Here is a 15,944-nt window from a genome sequence, read left to right on the forward strand (position 1 = left end):
CCCGATACCAAACCTCTCGACAGAACCGGACTTCAAAGCAGGAAGCGGCGCCCGTGGCCATGCCCGGGCGCCGCACTGTTGTCAGAGCTAGTTGGCGGTTTCGCCAGTCGGCTCAAGCTGGGTGAGGATGTACTTGGAGTTCGCCCAGTTGGTCACGATATTGGCGTACGGGTTTTCTTCCGCAGTCGGGAAGCCCTCCCAGTAGAGTGTGTCATACGCCGAGAAGACGTTGAACGACATCACTGGAATGACCGGCATCTCTTCGACCATCAGCTGGATGAACCGGTTGCCAAGTTCAATGTTCGCTTCGGTATCGGTGAACTCGGTCACACGCATATCTTCGATGATCTGGTCGAGCTCTTCGTTTTCCCAACGCTGCCAGTTACGCTGCGGCTGACGTTCGCCTGGTTCGGCAACGTAGTCAGAGTGCCAGCTGTCAAGGAAGAAGCTCAAGTCCGGATTACCGCCCCAGGTCTCGATCGACCAGGCGGTGGCAACCTCGAACTGGCCCAACGGCAAGGTCTGAGCAAAGATTTGCGGATCGGCTTCAGGGGTTACCTGGATACCCTGCTGCGACCATTGCTGCGCAACCATCGTACCCATGCGGTTGATCACGCCTTCAGTAAAGGTCGAGAGCGTGAACTCGAAGGGTTCGCCGTCCGGCGTCATCCAGGTGTTGCCCTGCTTCGTGAAGCCGGCCTGCTCAAGCAGCGTATTGGCCGCTTCGATATCCTGCTGCCACCAGCCGTATCCGAAGGCATTGCGGATCGCGGTCTCGTCAGTCGGCACGCTTTCGCCGAACTGCGGCCGGACCATCTCTGCGACCTGAAGGCCGACATCCGGATCGTACGGAGTGATCGTCTCGCCATTGCCAAGGTCCAGCTCGTAGTTCGTGAGCCATTCCTGCAAGGGAGCGTGGTAGTCCTGCGGATGCGTGCCGGTCGGCGGCATTGCGATCGCCGAAAGCGTGGCTGCACCACGATAGGACGCCATCGAAATCTGGCGCGCATCAAGCATCAGCGCAAGCGCCCAGCGCACGCGGCGGTCGTCAAAACGCTCATCCTGAGTGTTGAAGATCACCATCGGCAAGGTCGGGTCAGGGTGGGCATAGGGGAAGCCCTCGAACCAGCCGCGGCAGGTGTCGCACTGTTCAACCAGCGAGAACATGCCTTCAGGCGTCAGATCGTGGATCATGTCCAGATCGTGGTTCGCCATTTCGATCAAGCGGTTGTCGGTAGAGGGAATCGAGCGATAGATCACATACTGAGGTGCAGGCTCTCCCCATTCCGCGATCGCCGTGCGGTCCCAGTCTTCGCGTTTCTCCCAGATATACCAATAGCCGTTGGGGTCGTAGGAGTTGAGGACATAGGGCCCAAGGCTGACAGGCGGATTGAAGTCGTAGGCCAGAACGTCGTCAACTTCCGAGAAAACGTGTTCCGGCATGATCCAAGCGGCGTTCCAGCGAACCGAGAACAGCGAATGGAAGCGCGAGTTGGCTTTGCTGAGCGTGAAGTGGACCGTGTGCTCGTCTACGGCCTCAACGCTCTCTACATATTCGGAGAACGGAGCGCTCCAGACCATTCCGGGCGTGTCGATCTGGGTCTGGACGGTGAACACTACGTCATCCGCAGTGAATTCCTCACCATCGCTCCAATAGATGCCGTCGCGAAGGTTCACCGTCATCTCGGTGAAGTCGTCATTATATTCCCAGGGCTCGGCAGCCAACTGGTTGTAAAGCGCGCCATCAAGACCAGCATCCGGGTCGATGAACCATAGTGTATCAAGCGACAGCTGATGCAATCCGTTGGACCACGCAGCGCCATTGCCGGCTACCCACATGTTGAACATACCGGGGTTGGTCGCCGGTTGTTCAGGATTGTTGATAATCAGCGTCTCTTCACGCGGGAATTCGTTGATCGGCGGCGCTTCGGCTGCTTCCTGGGAAACAGCAGGTAAAGCAGAGCCGGCGACCGTGGCGGCAACGGCCGCCAGGGTAATCCATTTCTTCATCGATGTTCCTCCCAATAAAGGGGCTCCTCAGCACCCTTCAATACGTGGACTAGGCTAACGCAGCATCGCCACGTGTCAACAACTTTAGTGATATGAACCCCAAAGGATGATACAAAAGAAAGCGAGCACGCTTTCGCGTGCTCGCTTTGCTTCACTTCGTGTCAGTATATCGTGCTGGCCTAGAGCTTCACACGGATCATCTGGTAGGAATAGGGCGGTAGCGATGCGGATAGCTTGCCATCCGCGACCTGTGCGCCGCTGCCTTTTCGCGGTGCCACTTCTTCCTTGTTCTTGGAGGTATTGACCGCTTCGAGGTTAGAGTGCGTCATCACCTGATGATCGGCAATGGTGCCACCGGTGAACCCCTGAAGGCCGATCTCCACGTCGATTGATTCGTTCGCATGGCGGTTGACCAGGAAGAAGGTCAGCATGCCGTTCTCCTCGTCATGGACGCCCGAAACATCGAGGTACGGAACGTTGTCGTCGTGGATGCTGTCATATCCGGGCGAGTTGACCAGAAGGTGCAGCGCCGTGCCGCGCCCGTAGATCGAGGCGAAGTAGTACGGATAGTAGATGGTCTGCTTCCAGGCGTCACCACCGCGCTCGGTCATGATCGGGGCAATCACGTTGACCAGCTGTGCGATACAGGCGATCTTCACCACGTCAGAGCGACGGATGAATGTGTTGATCACGCAACCGACCTGCAGCACGTCCTCGAAGTTGTAGATGTCTTCGAGAAGGGCGGGTGCATGCGGCCATCCGGTGCTGCCCTGAAGAATGGCGCGGTCCTGCTGCTGCGAGTGGTACCACACGTTCCATTCGTCGAATGAGATATACACGTCGCGTTTCGAGCGCTTTTTGCCCTTCACGTAGCGAATGGTCGAGGCAATGGTCTCGATATACCGATCGAGCTTCTGATTCAGCGCCAGGAAGTTCTCGGTGTTCTTTTCCGGATTGCGGAAATACATGTGCAGCGAGACATGGTCGACCACATCGTATGTGTGCTCGAGAACGATCCGCTCCCACTCCGGATATGTCGGCATATCCGCGTGCGACGAGCCGCAGACGATCAGTTCGAGCGAGCTGTCGAAAGCACGCATAGCCTTCGCCGTCTCATTGGCAAGCTTGGCGTACTCTTCAGCGTCCTTATGGCCGACCTGCCAGGGGCCGTCCATTTCGTTGCCCAGGCACCAGACCTTGACGTTCCACGGGTCTTTCTGGCCGTTCTTGATGCGCAGATCGGACCAGTAGCTGCCGCCAGGGTGGTTCACGTATTCGAGGAAGTTGCGGGCTGCATCGAGGCCGCGCGAACCGAGATTGACGGCCAGCATCATTTCGGTGCCGACGGTCTCGCACCACTTGGCGAACTCGTGAATGCCGACTTCGTTGTTGTCGGAGGTGTGCCAGGCAAGGTCGAGCCGCGTCGGGCGGTCTTCTTTGGGGCCGATGCCGTCTTCCCAGTTATAGGCCGAAACGAAGTTGCCGCCGGGGTAGCGCACCAGCGGGATATTCAGCGCCTTGACCAATTCGGCGACGTCGCCGCGCATGCCGTCTGCATCGGCTGTCGGATGATCCGGCTCGTAAATGCCGGAGTATATCGCGCGTCCGAGATGTTCGAGAAATGCGCCATAGACCCGATCGTCGATTTCCGCGATCGTATAGTCCTTGTGGGCCGTGACGGTGGCCTTCATGTCTTCCTCCCTTTGAACCCATAAAGCTGATTTGTATCAGTGATTGTGTTCTACAGGAGGGCTTTCCTTTTGCGCAAGTGCGCTTTCGTCTAAACCGCGAATTAATGTGGCGGTGGCTAGCGCGAGGTTTGGAGCCGCAAAACGATGTCCTGATCATAATTGCCGAAGCCACGGCCGAATATATTGAGGCCCCCGGGATGACGCGCGTCTTCCTTGACTGCAATGCGCAGGCGGATCGAGTGGTGCGTTTCGAGATCCAGATCCTGAAGGGAAACAGGAGAGATCTTCAGTCCGTCAATGTAGGTGCCATCCGGTGTGACCCGCCAGTCCTTCAGCTTACCGTACTGGCTGCCCTTCAGCTTCCACCAATCAGGCGTATAAAGCCCGCGCTTGTCGCCGAAATCGCCGGGCGAGGTCCACGTCCCGCATTCGATCCCGTTGATCGACAACGTGATATCCGAGGGCCAGTTGGCCGATGTACCTGGAACCTCGGAAGAGAGTTCCATCGAGACCTCGAGGCTTTCAAGGCGCGTGTGGCCAAGCTTGGCATTATTGGGGAACTTGTATTCAACATAGCCGCGGGTGAACCAGATCAGACCCGCTTTCATGCGCTCAGGGTCGAGAAACGTGTCTGGAACATCAAGCAGCCCGATAATGCCGTCCTTTGAGCATAATCCGCACGGGGCCGACACTTCGCAACTGGTGTAAAGTCCGAGCGGCATCGCCACCTCGATGCCGTCGCTGCGCACCGGCGCGATGTCGTTCTTGAACATCACCAGGACTTCGTCGAAGGTGGAGTGGCAGATCTTCTGATTGCCTTTGCGCGCCTTCTGCGTTTCGGTGCGGATCAGCCCCGCGCGTTCAAGGATCTGAAGGTTCGTCGAGACCGTCGATTGCGGCAGCTGCAGCATTTCCGCGATGTCGTTACCGTTGAGCGGGCCCTCCACATGCAGCAGCTTCAGTATGCGGACACGGATCGTAGAGGCGAGCCCCTTTAATACATCGAGCCCTTCCTCGGGGTCGACGACAAGAAAATTCCGGCTCATCCTACGATCTTCTATTCAATATTTCTGACCAATCCATCATCTGTATCAGAGAAGCTGATTTGGTCAAGGATTGCCGCTAGAGGGTTATTTGCCTGCCTTCGTCGGCCGATTGGCGAGCCGCAAGTACGATCCGCAAAGAGTCGAGCCCATCGCGCAGCGGCACATGCGGCGCTTTGTTGCCGGCAATTGCTTCCAGAACATCCTGTAGCTGCGCTACAAACACGTCGCGCTCTCCCACAATGGGCACTGCGGTGACGTTCTCGGGATTTTGGGTGTCGATGAATTCCGCAGAATTGTAGCCGGCAAAGCTGCCAGTCATCTTCTCGGCTATGATTTTCCAGCCACTCTCCCAGCGGCCCGGGATGGCGCTGTTTGTGGCGTCGAGGACGCCGACCCTGCCATCGCCATAGCCGAGGATCATCGCGCTCACGTCTTCACTATCATAGCCAGGCACGTCCTGATGAAACATGTTGGCCGCACGGGCATAGACTGTTTCCGGCATGCCCAGTGTATGCCGTGCAAGGTCGACGACATGGATTAATTGCTCGACGGTCTGCCCCCCTGAAAGTTCGCGCGTTCGCCACCAGGGGGCGTGAAGCGAGTTGCAGTGAAAGTAGCCGGTGAACATACCCGGCCGTCCCGTTCGATCCGCGGCCAGAGCCTGCTCCCACCCTTCGACGGCTACGCCAAAGCGGTGCATGAAGCCGCATGATGCAACAATGCCGGCTTCATCGGCAGCCTGAACCATTGCCTCCGCACGCTCGAGACCAAGCGCGATGGGCTTTTCAACCAGAAGGTGCACACCAGCGCGTGCCGCCGCCTCGACTTGCCCCTCGTGCGCGAACGGCGGCAGAGCCACGATCAGCAGATCAAGCTTCTCGTTAGCGAGCATTGTCGACAGATCGGTGTATGCGGCGGCCCCGCCGCGTTCCACAGCGAAAGACTTCGTACGTTCTTCATCGCGCCCGCAACACGCTACCAGCGTTGCAAAGGCTCGCAACTCGTTGAGCGCTTCCACGTGCCGCGCGCCAATGCCGCCGCAACCCAACAACCCTACGCGCAGCGATTCCATCACGTCCTCCCCGACCGGTCGCGGTGGCCACCTGCGAGCAGGTCCGCCTCACCGGTTCATGTTTTCAGTCTTCGGGTCTTGCACTGAAAACATGAACCGGACAAGGGTGGCGGGCAAACGCGAGGGTCCCAGACATGTCCGACAGCACGGTTCATCTGTTTATCGGTTCAATCAATCGCACAGCCGACACGCTGACAGCGGGGCAGGGGATCGCTGTCATGCGCTTCAATGAGGAGACACTGGACCTCGAAAGTCTCCACGTCACAGACGAGATTGACAATCCGAGCTTTCTCGCCGTCGACCGGCCCAATGCGAGGCTCTATGCGGTTTCCGAGGTTGCAAGCTGGATGGAAGGCACCGTCACCGCCTTCGCAATCGATGTCGAGGCCGGCAGTCTGACCTATCTCAACAAGCAGCCGACACTTGGGCGTGCCACCTGCCATGTCACGGTGACCGGGGAGGGGCACGTGGCGACGGCCAACTATAGCGCAGGCACAGGCGGCCCAGACCGTGCCATGGCCGTCTATGCGATTGCCGAGGACGGCCGCCTCAGCCCGCCGCTTGCCAGCGTTGCGCATGAAGGCACCGGTCCACGCACCGACAGGCAGGACCGTAGTCATGCGCACAGTGTGCAACTGACGCCGGATAAACGCCATCTGCTCGTGGCCGATCTCGGCACGGACGAACTGGTCGCATATCGGCTTGAAGGCACCGAACTAAAGCGGGCATTCGCCTTTAAGGCGCAGCCGGGCTCTGGCCCACGCCACTTCACGTTCGCCAAGGATGGCAGCGTCGTCTACCTGATGAACGAGATTGCATGCACGGTCAGCGTATTACAGTGCAGTGGCGACGAATTGACCGAAATCCAGACCATTTCCACTCTGCCAGCGGACTACTCTGAGCAGTCCTGGGGCGCGGACATTCATCTCTCCCCCGATGGCCGCTATCTCTATGCCTCGACGCGCGTGCACGATTCAGTGGCCGTCTTCGCAGTTGGCGGGGATGGCACCTTGAGCCTGAAGGAAATCGTTCCCAGTGGCGGCAAGTGGCCGCGCAGCTTCGCCATCACGCCCTCTGGCAGGCATGTCCTCGTTGCCAACCACAATTCAGATCTCATCGCCATCTTTGCGCGTGATGCCGAGACCGGTGCGCTGACGCAGACTGGCAAGTCGATCGCCATTGGCACACCGATGCGGATTCAAGCTGTCAGCTTTGCTTGAGGGGTTACTCCGCCGCCTGCCGGCGACGGGCAGGACTCGGGCGCTGGCCGCGATCCTCTAGGAACCTGTCTTCCAGCCGGGCCTTGAGGCCCAGCATGTGCTGTTCGGCTTCGATCATGTGGTGGGTGAGGATCTGGTCGACGCGCTTTGCATCGCCGGCTTTCATCGCGGCAATCATCTCGCGCTGGTGCTGGATGCCGCTCTGGCGCAACACCGGCTCTGGCTGAACGTATATGTCGTGGCAGATCGCCAGTTCTTTGAGCAGGCGCTGCAGGAAGCGGCAGGTGAAGGCGAGGATCGGGTTGTCGGAGTATTCCGCCACCACGCCGTGAAAATCGAGTTCTGCCATGCGCTGATCCCAGCGCTCCTGCGCATCGGCAGGTTCGTGATCATAGATCGCGATGATGCTCTCAAGCCGCTGATAGCCGGCCTCGTCGATATTGCCGATAGCGCTGACCGCGACCTGCGGTTCAAGCACCTTGCGCATCTGGTAAATGTGCTCGATCGACAGATCCTTTGCGAACAGGAAATTCGACAGAAGGCTCATCGCGCGGCTTTCCGACATGCGCGCGATAAAGGCGCCGCCCCCCGGACCGGTCCGGATACGGATCAGGCCCTGCACCTCAAGCGACTTCAGCGCTTCACGCACAGTGCCCTTGCCGGCCGAGAACTGCGCCATCAAGTCCTTTTCCTGAGGCAGCCGATCCCCCGGCGCAAGACCATGCTCGACGATCATCCGCTTGATCGCATCGACGATTTCATCGGTGCGTTTGAGGCGGTGTGGCGAAGGCGTGCTGCCACCTTTGGTGGCAGGCTCGGCGGCGTCAGGCATGTCTCAGGTCTTTTCGGCGCCGGCTAGGCGCGGTGCGCTCTCGATCAGATTGCGCGTGTACTCGTGTTCGGGCTGTCTGAACAGGTCTTGTGCGTCACCGATCTCGACAACCTCGCCGAGATACATCACGGCGACGCGGTCAGAGACGGACTCGACGACGGCAAGATCGTGGCTGATGAACAGGTAAGAGAGCCCGAATTCCTCTTTCAGCTGGTCGAGCAGTAACAGGACTTGAGCCTGGACCGACACGTCGAGAGCGCTGACGGGCTCATCGAGAACAAGAATCCGGGCATTGGCGGCGAGGGCCCGGGCAATGGCTATACGCTGCGCTTGCCCGCCGGAAAACTCGTGTGGATAGCGCTCAAGGGTATCGACCGGCATCTGTACGGCGTCGAGAAGCTCGCGCATGCGCGCCTTGCGGGCGCCACTATCAAGGCCTCTCAGCCGCCTCAGGGGGACATCGAGGATCTGTCGGATCGTCTTGCGCGGATTGAGCGATGCCACCGGGTCCTGGAATACATATTGGATCATGCGGCCAAACGCTTGCGGCCCCTGTCGCGCCAACTCGTCGGCACTGGCCCCGCCAATGGTCATCGTGCCCGATGTCGGCCGCTCCAACCCCACAAGCATACGGGCGAGGGTCGACTTTCCAGATCCGCTCTCGCCCACGATGGCGAGGGTTTCGCCGTCCTTCAACTCCAGCGAGACGCCACGTACAGCATGCACCGCATGCTGCTCTCCGCCAAACAGGCTACGTCCACCGCCAAAGGTCTTGGTGACATTGTCGATGCTGATCGCTGATCCGGTCATGCCTCGGCTCCCTTGCCACTGAACAGCGGACGTACCTTATCGAGAAATGCTCGTCCGACGCCGAGCTCTGGCACGCAGGCGATCAAGCGCTTGGTGTAGGCGTGCTGTGGTGCACGAAGCACATCCGAGGTTTCGCCCTGCTCGACGATCTCACCATCCTTCATCACTGCAACGCGGTCGCAGATCTGCGCGACAACGCCGAAATCGTGCGTGATCAGCAACAGCGCAAGGCCGCGTTCCCGCCTGAGCTTTTGCAGCAGTTCCAGAATGCGGGCCTGAACTGTCACATCGAGCGCCGTGGTTGGCTCATCGGCAATGATCACGTCCGGATCATTGGCGAGCGCCATTGCGATGCCGATGCGCTGGCGTTGCCCTCCGGACAGTTCGTGCGGATAGGCGCTGGCGCGCTGCTGTGCGTCGCGAATGCCGACCGTTTCCATTAATTCGACCGCTTGGGCACGGGCGGTCTTTCCGTCCATTCGCTGGTGCGCGGTGATCGCCTCAGCAATCTGGTCCCCCACCGAGAACAGCGGGTGAAGTGTCGTCAGCGGGTCCTGGAAGACGTAGGACACGCGCCCGCCGCGCTGCGCAACGATCTGCGAGTCCGGCTGCGACAGCACATCCTCGCCGTCGAGATACACCGCTCCATTGCTGATAACGCCTGGAGGCGAGGCGACAAGCCCGAGCAGCGACAACGCAGTGACCGATTTGCCGGAGCCGCTTTCCCCGATCAGGCCAAGGCATTCCCCCTTGTTGAGCGAGAAGCTGACACCCTTAACGGCCGCGTTTACGCGATTGCCGGAGCGGAAGCCAGTCTCAAGATTGGCAACCTCCAGAAGCGCCGCATTGGCTTTGCGAGGCTCCGGCTTGACCGCACGGTCAATGGTCGTCACTGCCATTGGCCGGTTGAGAGCGCCGGAGCGAAGCCGAGGATCGAGCACGTCGCGAATACCATCACCCAACAAATTGATGCTCATGACGAGCAGGAAAATCATGATGCCGGGCACCATCGAAACATGCGGCGCCGTGAACAGCTGCGCACGACCCTGCCCAAGCATCGAGCCGAGATCCGAGGTCGGCGGCTGTGCGCCGAGCCCGAGGAATGACAGGCCAGCCGTTTCAAGGATCATCCAGCCGACCGTGGTCGACATGGTGATCACGATCACAGGCAGGACATTCGGCAGCACTTCGGTGAACAGGATGGCCAGATGGCCTTTGCCGGAGAGACGGGCTGCATCAACGAACTCGCTGTGCCGGATCGACAGCGTCACGCCGCGTATGTTGCGGGCAAAGAACGGGATGTTGACGACGGCGATGGCATAGAGCGCGTTCAACAGCCCCGGGCCAAGCACCGCGACAATGGCAAGGGCCAAAAGGATATAAGGAAACGCCATCAGCATATCGATGAGACGCATCATGATGTTGTCTGCCTTGCCGCCGACATAGCCGGCGGACAGCCCGATCAGCGAGCCGATCAGGGCTGCAATTGCCGTGGCGCTGATGCCGACGAGGATCGAGACCTGCGTGCCCCAGATCAGGCGCGAGAGGATATCGCGTCCCAGATGATCGGTTCCCAACAGGTGCCCCGGGGAAAGCGGCGGCAGCAGACGGTTAGGCTGGTCGGTTATGTCCGGATCGGGCAGGGGCAGGATCGGCGCCAGAATGGCAATCAACAGGATCGCTGACAAAGCGAACAGACCGACGGCGGCCAGTCGGTTCGCCATCAGCAACTGCCAGCTGCTGAGCCGGCCGGATTGTGGGGCGGCGGCGGAGGGCAGGGCGGTCTCGCTCATGACTTCAACCTCGGGTCCAGCATGGCCTGCGCGACATCCGCAGCCAGGTTTACGAGAACGTAAAGTGTGGCGGCGACCAGGACGCCGCCCTGCACCAGCAGCAGGTCACGTGTTGAGACGGCCTGCACCAGCATGGCGCCAAGGCCCGGCCACTGAAACACGGTCTCAATGTAGACGGCGCCGCCAAGCACAAACCCGGCCTGCACACCGATAACCGGGATGATCGAGACGAGGGCCGCGCGCAGCGCATGCTTGAAGATCACTGTGCGCTCGTTGAGACCCTTGGCGCGCGCGGTTCGAACAAAATCCTGCCGCAGCACCTCGAGCATCGCAGCGCGTGTCAGACGGGCAATGACGCCTGTTGCGACAATCGCGAGTGTCACTGCCGGCATGATCAGGTGGCGCAGCAGATCCGGCAGATCGCCGCCGCCATAGACCGCGTACATGCCCGAAGCGGGCAGCACGCGCAGTTGCACGGCAAACACCAGGATGAAGATCAGCCCGAGCCAGAAGGCCGGCATCGAGATGCCGATGAGGACAAAGAAGGTGACGATCCTGTCGGTCCAGCCGAACTGGCGGACGGCGGATACAATGCCGGCGATGAGGCCGAAGACTGAACACAGCACCAGCGAGACCCCCGCGAGGATGAGGGTCGCGGAGAGCCGCTCAAGAACTTCGTCGATGACCGGGCGGTTGAGGATGTAGGAGCGTCCGAAATCGCCCTGCACAAGGTTGGCGACCCAGATGAAATACTGCTCGGGAAGCGATCGGTCGAGGCCGAGATCACGGTTGATGCGCGCCACGTTCTCGGGTGTCGCATAAGAACCGAGCAACGCCAGTGCAGGATCCCCCGGAATCATCGCCATGATCAGAAAAACGATGATGGACAGGCCGATAATGACCGGTATGGCGGTCAGCAACCGCTTGATGATGTAGCTCGCCATCGTCTGCCTCCGGCGTCACGATCTCGGGAAACTGGTGGCGGCGGGCCGCCACCAGTCAGTCGCGGGAGGAGAAGCTAGTTCTTCTCGACTTCGCGCAGCACCAGATTGAAGTCTGGCTGAACCACGAAGTTCTGGACGTTGTCGGTGGTCACGGCATTCTGCTGCCAGTTGGCGACAAACAGCCATGGCGCGTCGTCATGAACGATCTGCTGGATCTGCTTGTAGAGTTCGCCACGTTCCTCGCGGTCAGTGGCTTCGCGAGCCTGCTGGACCAGTTCGTCGACTTCTTCGTTGGAGTAGTAGCTGGAGTTGAAGCCGCCTTCGTCCGGGAACGCGCCCGAGGTCAGGGTTAGGGCTGGCAGAGTGTCTGGATCAGTGGTCATCCAGGCCATTTCCGCCATGTCTGCCTTGCCTTCGAGGCCCGGGTTAACTTCTGAGAGGAATGTGTTCCACTCATAGGTCTCGATGTTCACGTCGAGCCCGACCGCCGCGAGATCAGCCTGGATTGCGGTGCCCATGGGCACAGGGTCGAGCATGCCGGAGCCACCTTCGGTCACAAAGAATGTCAGCTCAGTGCCGTCTTCGATACCAGCTTCCTCGAGCAATTGCCGCGCCATATCCGGATCGTATGGATACGGATCAACATCCTCGTTGTAAGCCCAGTTGAAAGCCGGGGGGATCGGCCCGGCGGCAACTGCCGCAGTACCCTGCAGCACATCGTTGACCAGGCTTTCCTTGTTGACCGCATAGTTCACGGCCTGACGGACGCGCTGATCGGTAAACGGGCCGTCATTCATGTTGAGCATGGCGTACCAGACATGCGGGCCAACGGCTTCGTGGACGACGAAATTGGCGTCCTGTTCGAAAGTCGCGACGTTGTCCGGCGGCGTTTCTACGAGAACGTCGATGCCGCCAGAAAGCATTTCTGCAACGCGCGTATTGGCATCGGTGATCGGACGGAAGACCACAGCTTCAAGCGAAGGCGCGCCATCCCAATAGTCTTCATTGCGCGAGGCAACGACGCGCTGGTTTGATTCCCATTCCTCGAACTTGAATGCGCCGGTGCCCGAGGGATTGCGGCCATAATCCTCACCATATTCCTCGACAGCCGTTGGCGAGACGATCAGGCCCGTGGGCGAGGCAAGGTTGGACAGGAACGGGGCAAACGGCTGGCTCAGCGTGAACTCGACCGTCATGTCGTCTACAACTGTCACCTCTTCGATCGAGGAGAAGTTGAACGAAAGCGGGAACGGGCCAGTATCATAGTAAGGATGCTCTTCATCGAGCATACGATCGAAGTTGAACTTCACAGCTTCGGCGTTGAACGGCGATCCATCATGAAAGCTCACGCCTTCGCGAAGGTTGAACGTGTAGGTCAGCCCGTCATCCGAAACCGTCCAGTCCGTCGCAAGCGCGGGCTCGATCTCGAGGGTGCCGGACTTGTTGCGCACAAGCCCGTCATAAAGATTGACGTGGATGCGGAAATCGTTGGCTGCAGTCGACACGTGCGGATCGAGCGACGCAGGCTCGGCGATCTGACCGACGATCAGAACGTTGGGCGGAGTCTGGGCATTTGCCGGACCGGCAAGAGCGAGAGCGCTGGCTACTGCTAGAAGCGCTACACCCTTTTTCAGATTGAACATCACGAAACCTCCTTGGGGCACCTTTTTTGGGGGCTGTTGCCTCATGGGGGGTTCCCGTAGGCAACCGACCTTGCGACAATTTATCAGCATAAATTTGCGGCGCAACTCATTTATGCGTATAAATTACGCACCACAGTGCAAGTGGGGGAGTGATGACGTTTTCGATAGTGGCACGCGATCCGGCAACAGGTGCATTCGGCGTAGCAACTGCCACAGGTGGGCCGGTGGTCGGCTCTCTGGTGCCTCACGCAAGGGCGGGTGTCGGGGCAATTGCGACGCAAGGATACACCAATGGCCTCTACGGCTTTGATGGCCTTGATCTGCTGTCCGGCGGGCAGCCGGCAGAGACTGTTCTCAGCATACTCACCGATGCTGACGCGGGGCGGCAAAGACGACAATGCCTTGTGATGGACCGCGATGGATCAACGGCAGCCTGGTCCGGCGATGGTCTGACGCCCTATGCCGGGTCCCTTTCAAGCCGCGATGTCGCAGTTGCGGGCAATTTGCTTGTAGGGCCCCAGGTCTTGCAAGCCATGCTGGATGCCTATCAAGCCATGGATGCGCCGATAGAAGACAAGCTGCTCGCGGCGCTGGTAGCGGCTGACGCCAAGGGCGGTGACAGCAGGGGCACCCGCTCTGCGGCGCTCAAGGTCTACACCAGCGAGCCATATCCGGCGATCGACATCAGGGTCGACTGGTCCGACACGCCGATCGCGGATCTTGAGCCGATCCTCGATCGTGTTCGGGCGCCGGATTATGCCTCGTTCTTCAAGCGCGTTCCGACGCGCGCTGATCCCGGCCGAATGTAACCCGCATCTTTGCTAGCGAATAACTTCCTTGCTGATACTTGCGGGCGTACGGGAACTGGACTAACCGTCCAATTCCTTGGCAAGATGATGCCGAGGGGGAGGATGATTTGCAGATTCTGGCAGGATTGGTCCGCCTAGTTGGCGGGATAAACTGGATTGTGGGGCAAGTCCTGTCCTGGCTGGCGCTGGCATGCGTCGTCGTCTGCTTTGCAGTCGTTGTCCAGCGGTACCTATTCTCCATCTCGATCCTCTGGATGCAGGATCTTTATGTCTGGCTGAGCGGAGCGATGTTCACCGGGGTGGCCGGCTTCGCGCTGCTGCGGAACGACCATGTGCGCGTAGACGTCTTCTACCGTCCTTGGCCTGTGCGCCGGAAGGCAATCGCAGACCTGTTCGGGGTTGTCTTCTTCCTCTTGCCGTTCGTTTACGTGGTCTGGAGCTACGGCTTCGTCAGCGTCTCGCGCTCGTGGGGATACTACGAAGGATCTGCGAATTTCGGCGGCATGCCGGGCCTGTTCGTACTCAAGACCTTCGTTCTGGTATTTGCGGTCCTGATCGGTATCCAGGGCATTTCCATGGCCGCCCGCTCAATCCTGGTGCTTGCGGGGGAGGAGCACCGCTTGCCGGAGGGCCTGCGGTACCGGCAGGGCGGTGAATCCGTGCCCGCAGGAGAACGCGGCTGATGGATCCGGTTCTGCTCGGCGAAATTCTTGCCGCCCTCATGTTCTTCGGCGTCATCGGCATCCTGCTGATCGGCTTTCCGGTCGCGTTTTCACTCGCCGGCACGGCCTTGATTTTCGGGGTGATCGGATGGTGGCTCGGCGTCTTTGACCCGAGCAATTTCGGCTCGCTGTTCGGGCGCTATATCGGACTGATGACCAACGAAGTGTTGGTCGCGGTTCCTTTGTTCATCTTTATGGGTGTGATGCTCGAGCGGTCCGGAATCGCCGAGCAATTGCTGCTGACGATGGGCAAGCTGTTCGGCAATATGCGCGGCGGGCTCGGCATCTCGGTTGTCGTTGTCGGTGCGCTCCTCGCCGCATCGACAGGTGTCGTCGGCGCCACCGTCGTAACCATGGGCCTGATATCGCTGCCGGCCATGCTGCGGGCAGGGTACGACCCGAAGATGGCGACTGGCGTGATTTGCGCCTCTGGCACGCTGGGGCAGATCATCCCGCCGTCGACCGTGCTGATTTTCATGGGCGACATGCTGTCCGGCATCAACCAGCAGGTGCAGATGGAGCAGGGCAACTTTGCGCCCGAGCCCGTATCGGTAGGCTCGCTCTTTGCCGGCGCTCTCATTCCCGGCTTCTTGCTGGTCGGGCTTTACATCGTCTGGGTGCTGATCAAGGCGGTGATCGATCCCAAGTCCTGTCCCGCGACGCCGGTGCCGGCTGACGAGCGCGGTCATTTGTGGCGTGAAGTGCTTGTGGCCCTGGTGCCGCCGCTTCTTCTGATCCTTGCAGTGCTCGGCTCAATCCTCGGCGGCATCGCCACTCCGACGGAAGCTGCCTCGGTTGGCTCGGTCGGTGCAATGGTGCTGGCAGCAGCGCGTCTCAAGCTGAGCTTCAAGATCCTGCACGAGGTGGTGATCTCGACAGCGACGATCACATCAATGGTCTTCGTCATATTGTTTGGCGCTGCGGTGTTCTCCGTCGTCTTCCGCATGATGGGTGGTGACAATCTCGTTCACGAGTTCCTGTCATCCATGCCTGGTGGTGCACTTGGTGCAGCCATCATCGTGATGTTCATCATGTTTCTGCTGGGCTTCATCCTCGATACTTTCGAGATCATTTTCATCGTTATCCCGATCACGGCACCCATCCTTCTGACCCTGGGCCTCGATCCGGTTTGGCTTGGTGTGATGGTGGGCGTGAACCTGCAGACCAGCTTCCTGACGCCGCCTTTCGGATTTGCGCTGTTCTACCTTCGCGGGGTGGCGCCGCCCACGGTATCGACCGGCATGATCTACAGAGGCGCCGTCCCCTTCGTCATTCTGCAGATCATCGGGCTCGCGCTGTTGTTCGCATTCCCCGATCTCATCACCTGGCTGCCGGATGTTCTTTATGACTGA

At 59.7% G+C, this 15,944-nt stretch carries 13 protein-coding genes; 4 read left to right on the plus strand and 9 right to left on the minus strand.

Going from position 1 to position 15,944, the window contains the following annotated elements; translation table 11 throughout:
* Positions 1-87: 87 nt before the first annotated feature.
* The 4 genes from IE127_RS16505 to IE127_RS16520 all read right to left on the minus strand — a co-directional run bounded on the left by IE127_RS16505 (position 88) and on the right by IE127_RS16520 (position 5,819).
* On the minus strand, positions 88-2,010 hold the full coding sequence (locus IE127_RS16505) for an ABC transporter substrate-binding protein (protein ID WP_189426839.1): 1,923 nt from the start codon (positions 2,008-2,010) through the stop codon (positions 88-90).
* A 179-nt stretch (positions 2,011-2,189) separates the two neighbouring features.
* Positions 2,190-3,701, minus strand: coding sequence for an arabinosylfuranosidase ArfA (gene arfA, locus IE127_RS16510; RefSeq protein ID WP_189426840.1), 1,512 nt, complete (start codon positions 3,699-3,701; stop codon positions 2,190-2,192).
* Between the two features lie 116 nt (positions 3,702-3,817).
* Positions 3,818-4,747 (minus strand): ArsR/SmtB family transcription factor, encoded by a 930-nt coding sequence (locus IE127_RS16515; protein ID WP_189426841.1) that lies wholly within the window; start codon positions 4,745-4,747, stop codon positions 3,818-3,820.
* A 76-nt stretch (positions 4,748-4,823) separates the two neighbouring features.
* Positions 4,824-5,819, minus strand: a complete 996-nt coding sequence (locus IE127_RS16520; RefSeq protein WP_189426842.1) for a Gfo/Idh/MocA family protein — start codon at positions 5,817-5,819, stop codon at positions 4,824-4,826.
* 134 nt (positions 5,820-5,953) lie between these two features.
* Between IE127_RS16520 and IE127_RS16525 the strand changes: the two genes are divergently transcribed.
* Positions 5,954-7,039 (plus strand): lactonase family protein, encoded by a 1,086-nt coding sequence (locus tag IE127_RS16525; RefSeq protein ID WP_189426843.1) that lies wholly within the window; start codon positions 5,954-5,956, stop codon positions 7,037-7,039.
* A gap of 4 nt (positions 7,040-7,043) precedes the next feature.
* On the opposite strand, the gene IE127_RS16530 is transcribed toward IE127_RS16525, so the two are convergent.
* From IE127_RS16530 to IE127_RS16550, 5 genes are all read right to left on the minus strand, one after another.
* On the minus strand, positions 7,044-7,871 hold the full coding sequence (locus IE127_RS16530) for a FadR/GntR family transcriptional regulator (RefSeq protein ID WP_189426844.1): 828 nt from the start codon (positions 7,869-7,871) through the stop codon (positions 7,044-7,046).
* 3 nt (positions 7,872-7,874) lie between these two features.
* The gene (locus IE127_RS16535) at positions 7,875-8,681 is read right to left on the minus strand and encodes an ATP-binding cassette domain-containing protein (RefSeq protein ID WP_189426845.1); all 807 of its coding nucleotides are present in this window, start codon (positions 8,679-8,681) and stop codon (positions 7,875-7,877) included.
* Entirely contained in the window at positions 8,678-10,474 is a 1,797-nt protein-coding gene (locus tag IE127_RS16540; RefSeq protein ID WP_189426846.1) for a dipeptide/oligopeptide/nickel ABC transporter permease/ATP-binding protein, read from the minus strand. The genes IE127_RS16535 and IE127_RS16540 overlap by 4 nt, the downstream gene beginning before the upstream one ends.
* Positions 10,471-11,418, minus strand: a complete 948-nt coding sequence (locus IE127_RS16545) for an ABC transporter permease (RefSeq protein WP_189426847.1) — start codon at positions 11,416-11,418, stop codon at positions 10,471-10,473. Before IE127_RS16545 ends, IE127_RS16540 begins: the two co-directional genes overlap by 4 nt.
* A 74-nt stretch (positions 11,419-11,492) precedes the next feature.
* Entirely contained in the window at positions 11,493-13,061 is a 1,569-nt protein-coding gene (locus IE127_RS16550; RefSeq protein ID WP_189426848.1) for an ABC transporter substrate-binding protein, read from the minus strand.
* 152 nt (positions 13,062-13,213) lie between these two features.
* On the opposite strand from IE127_RS16550, the gene IE127_RS16555 reads away from it, so the two are divergent.
* From IE127_RS16555 to IE127_RS16565, 3 genes are all read left to right on the plus strand, one after another.
* The gene (locus IE127_RS16555; protein WP_189426849.1) at positions 13,214-13,870 is read left to right on the plus strand and encodes a DUF1028 domain-containing protein; all 657 of its coding nucleotides are present in this window, start codon (positions 13,214-13,216) and stop codon (positions 13,868-13,870) included.
* A 107-nt stretch (positions 13,871-13,977) separates the two neighbouring features.
* Positions 13,978-14,553 (plus strand): TRAP transporter small permease subunit, encoded by a 576-nt coding sequence (locus tag IE127_RS16560; protein WP_189426850.1) that lies wholly within the window; start codon positions 13,978-13,980, stop codon positions 14,551-14,553.
* The gene (locus tag IE127_RS16565; RefSeq protein WP_189426851.1) at positions 14,553-15,944 is read left to right on the plus strand and encodes a TRAP transporter large permease; all 1,392 of its coding nucleotides are present in this window, start codon (positions 14,553-14,555) and stop codon (positions 15,942-15,944) included. The genes IE127_RS16560 and IE127_RS16565 overlap by 1 nt, the downstream gene beginning before the upstream one ends.

It is taken from the genome of Devosia pacifica, from assembly GCF_014652635.1.
GTDB lineage: Bacteria > Pseudomonadota > Alphaproteobacteria > Rhizobiales > Devosiaceae > Devosia > Devosia pacifica.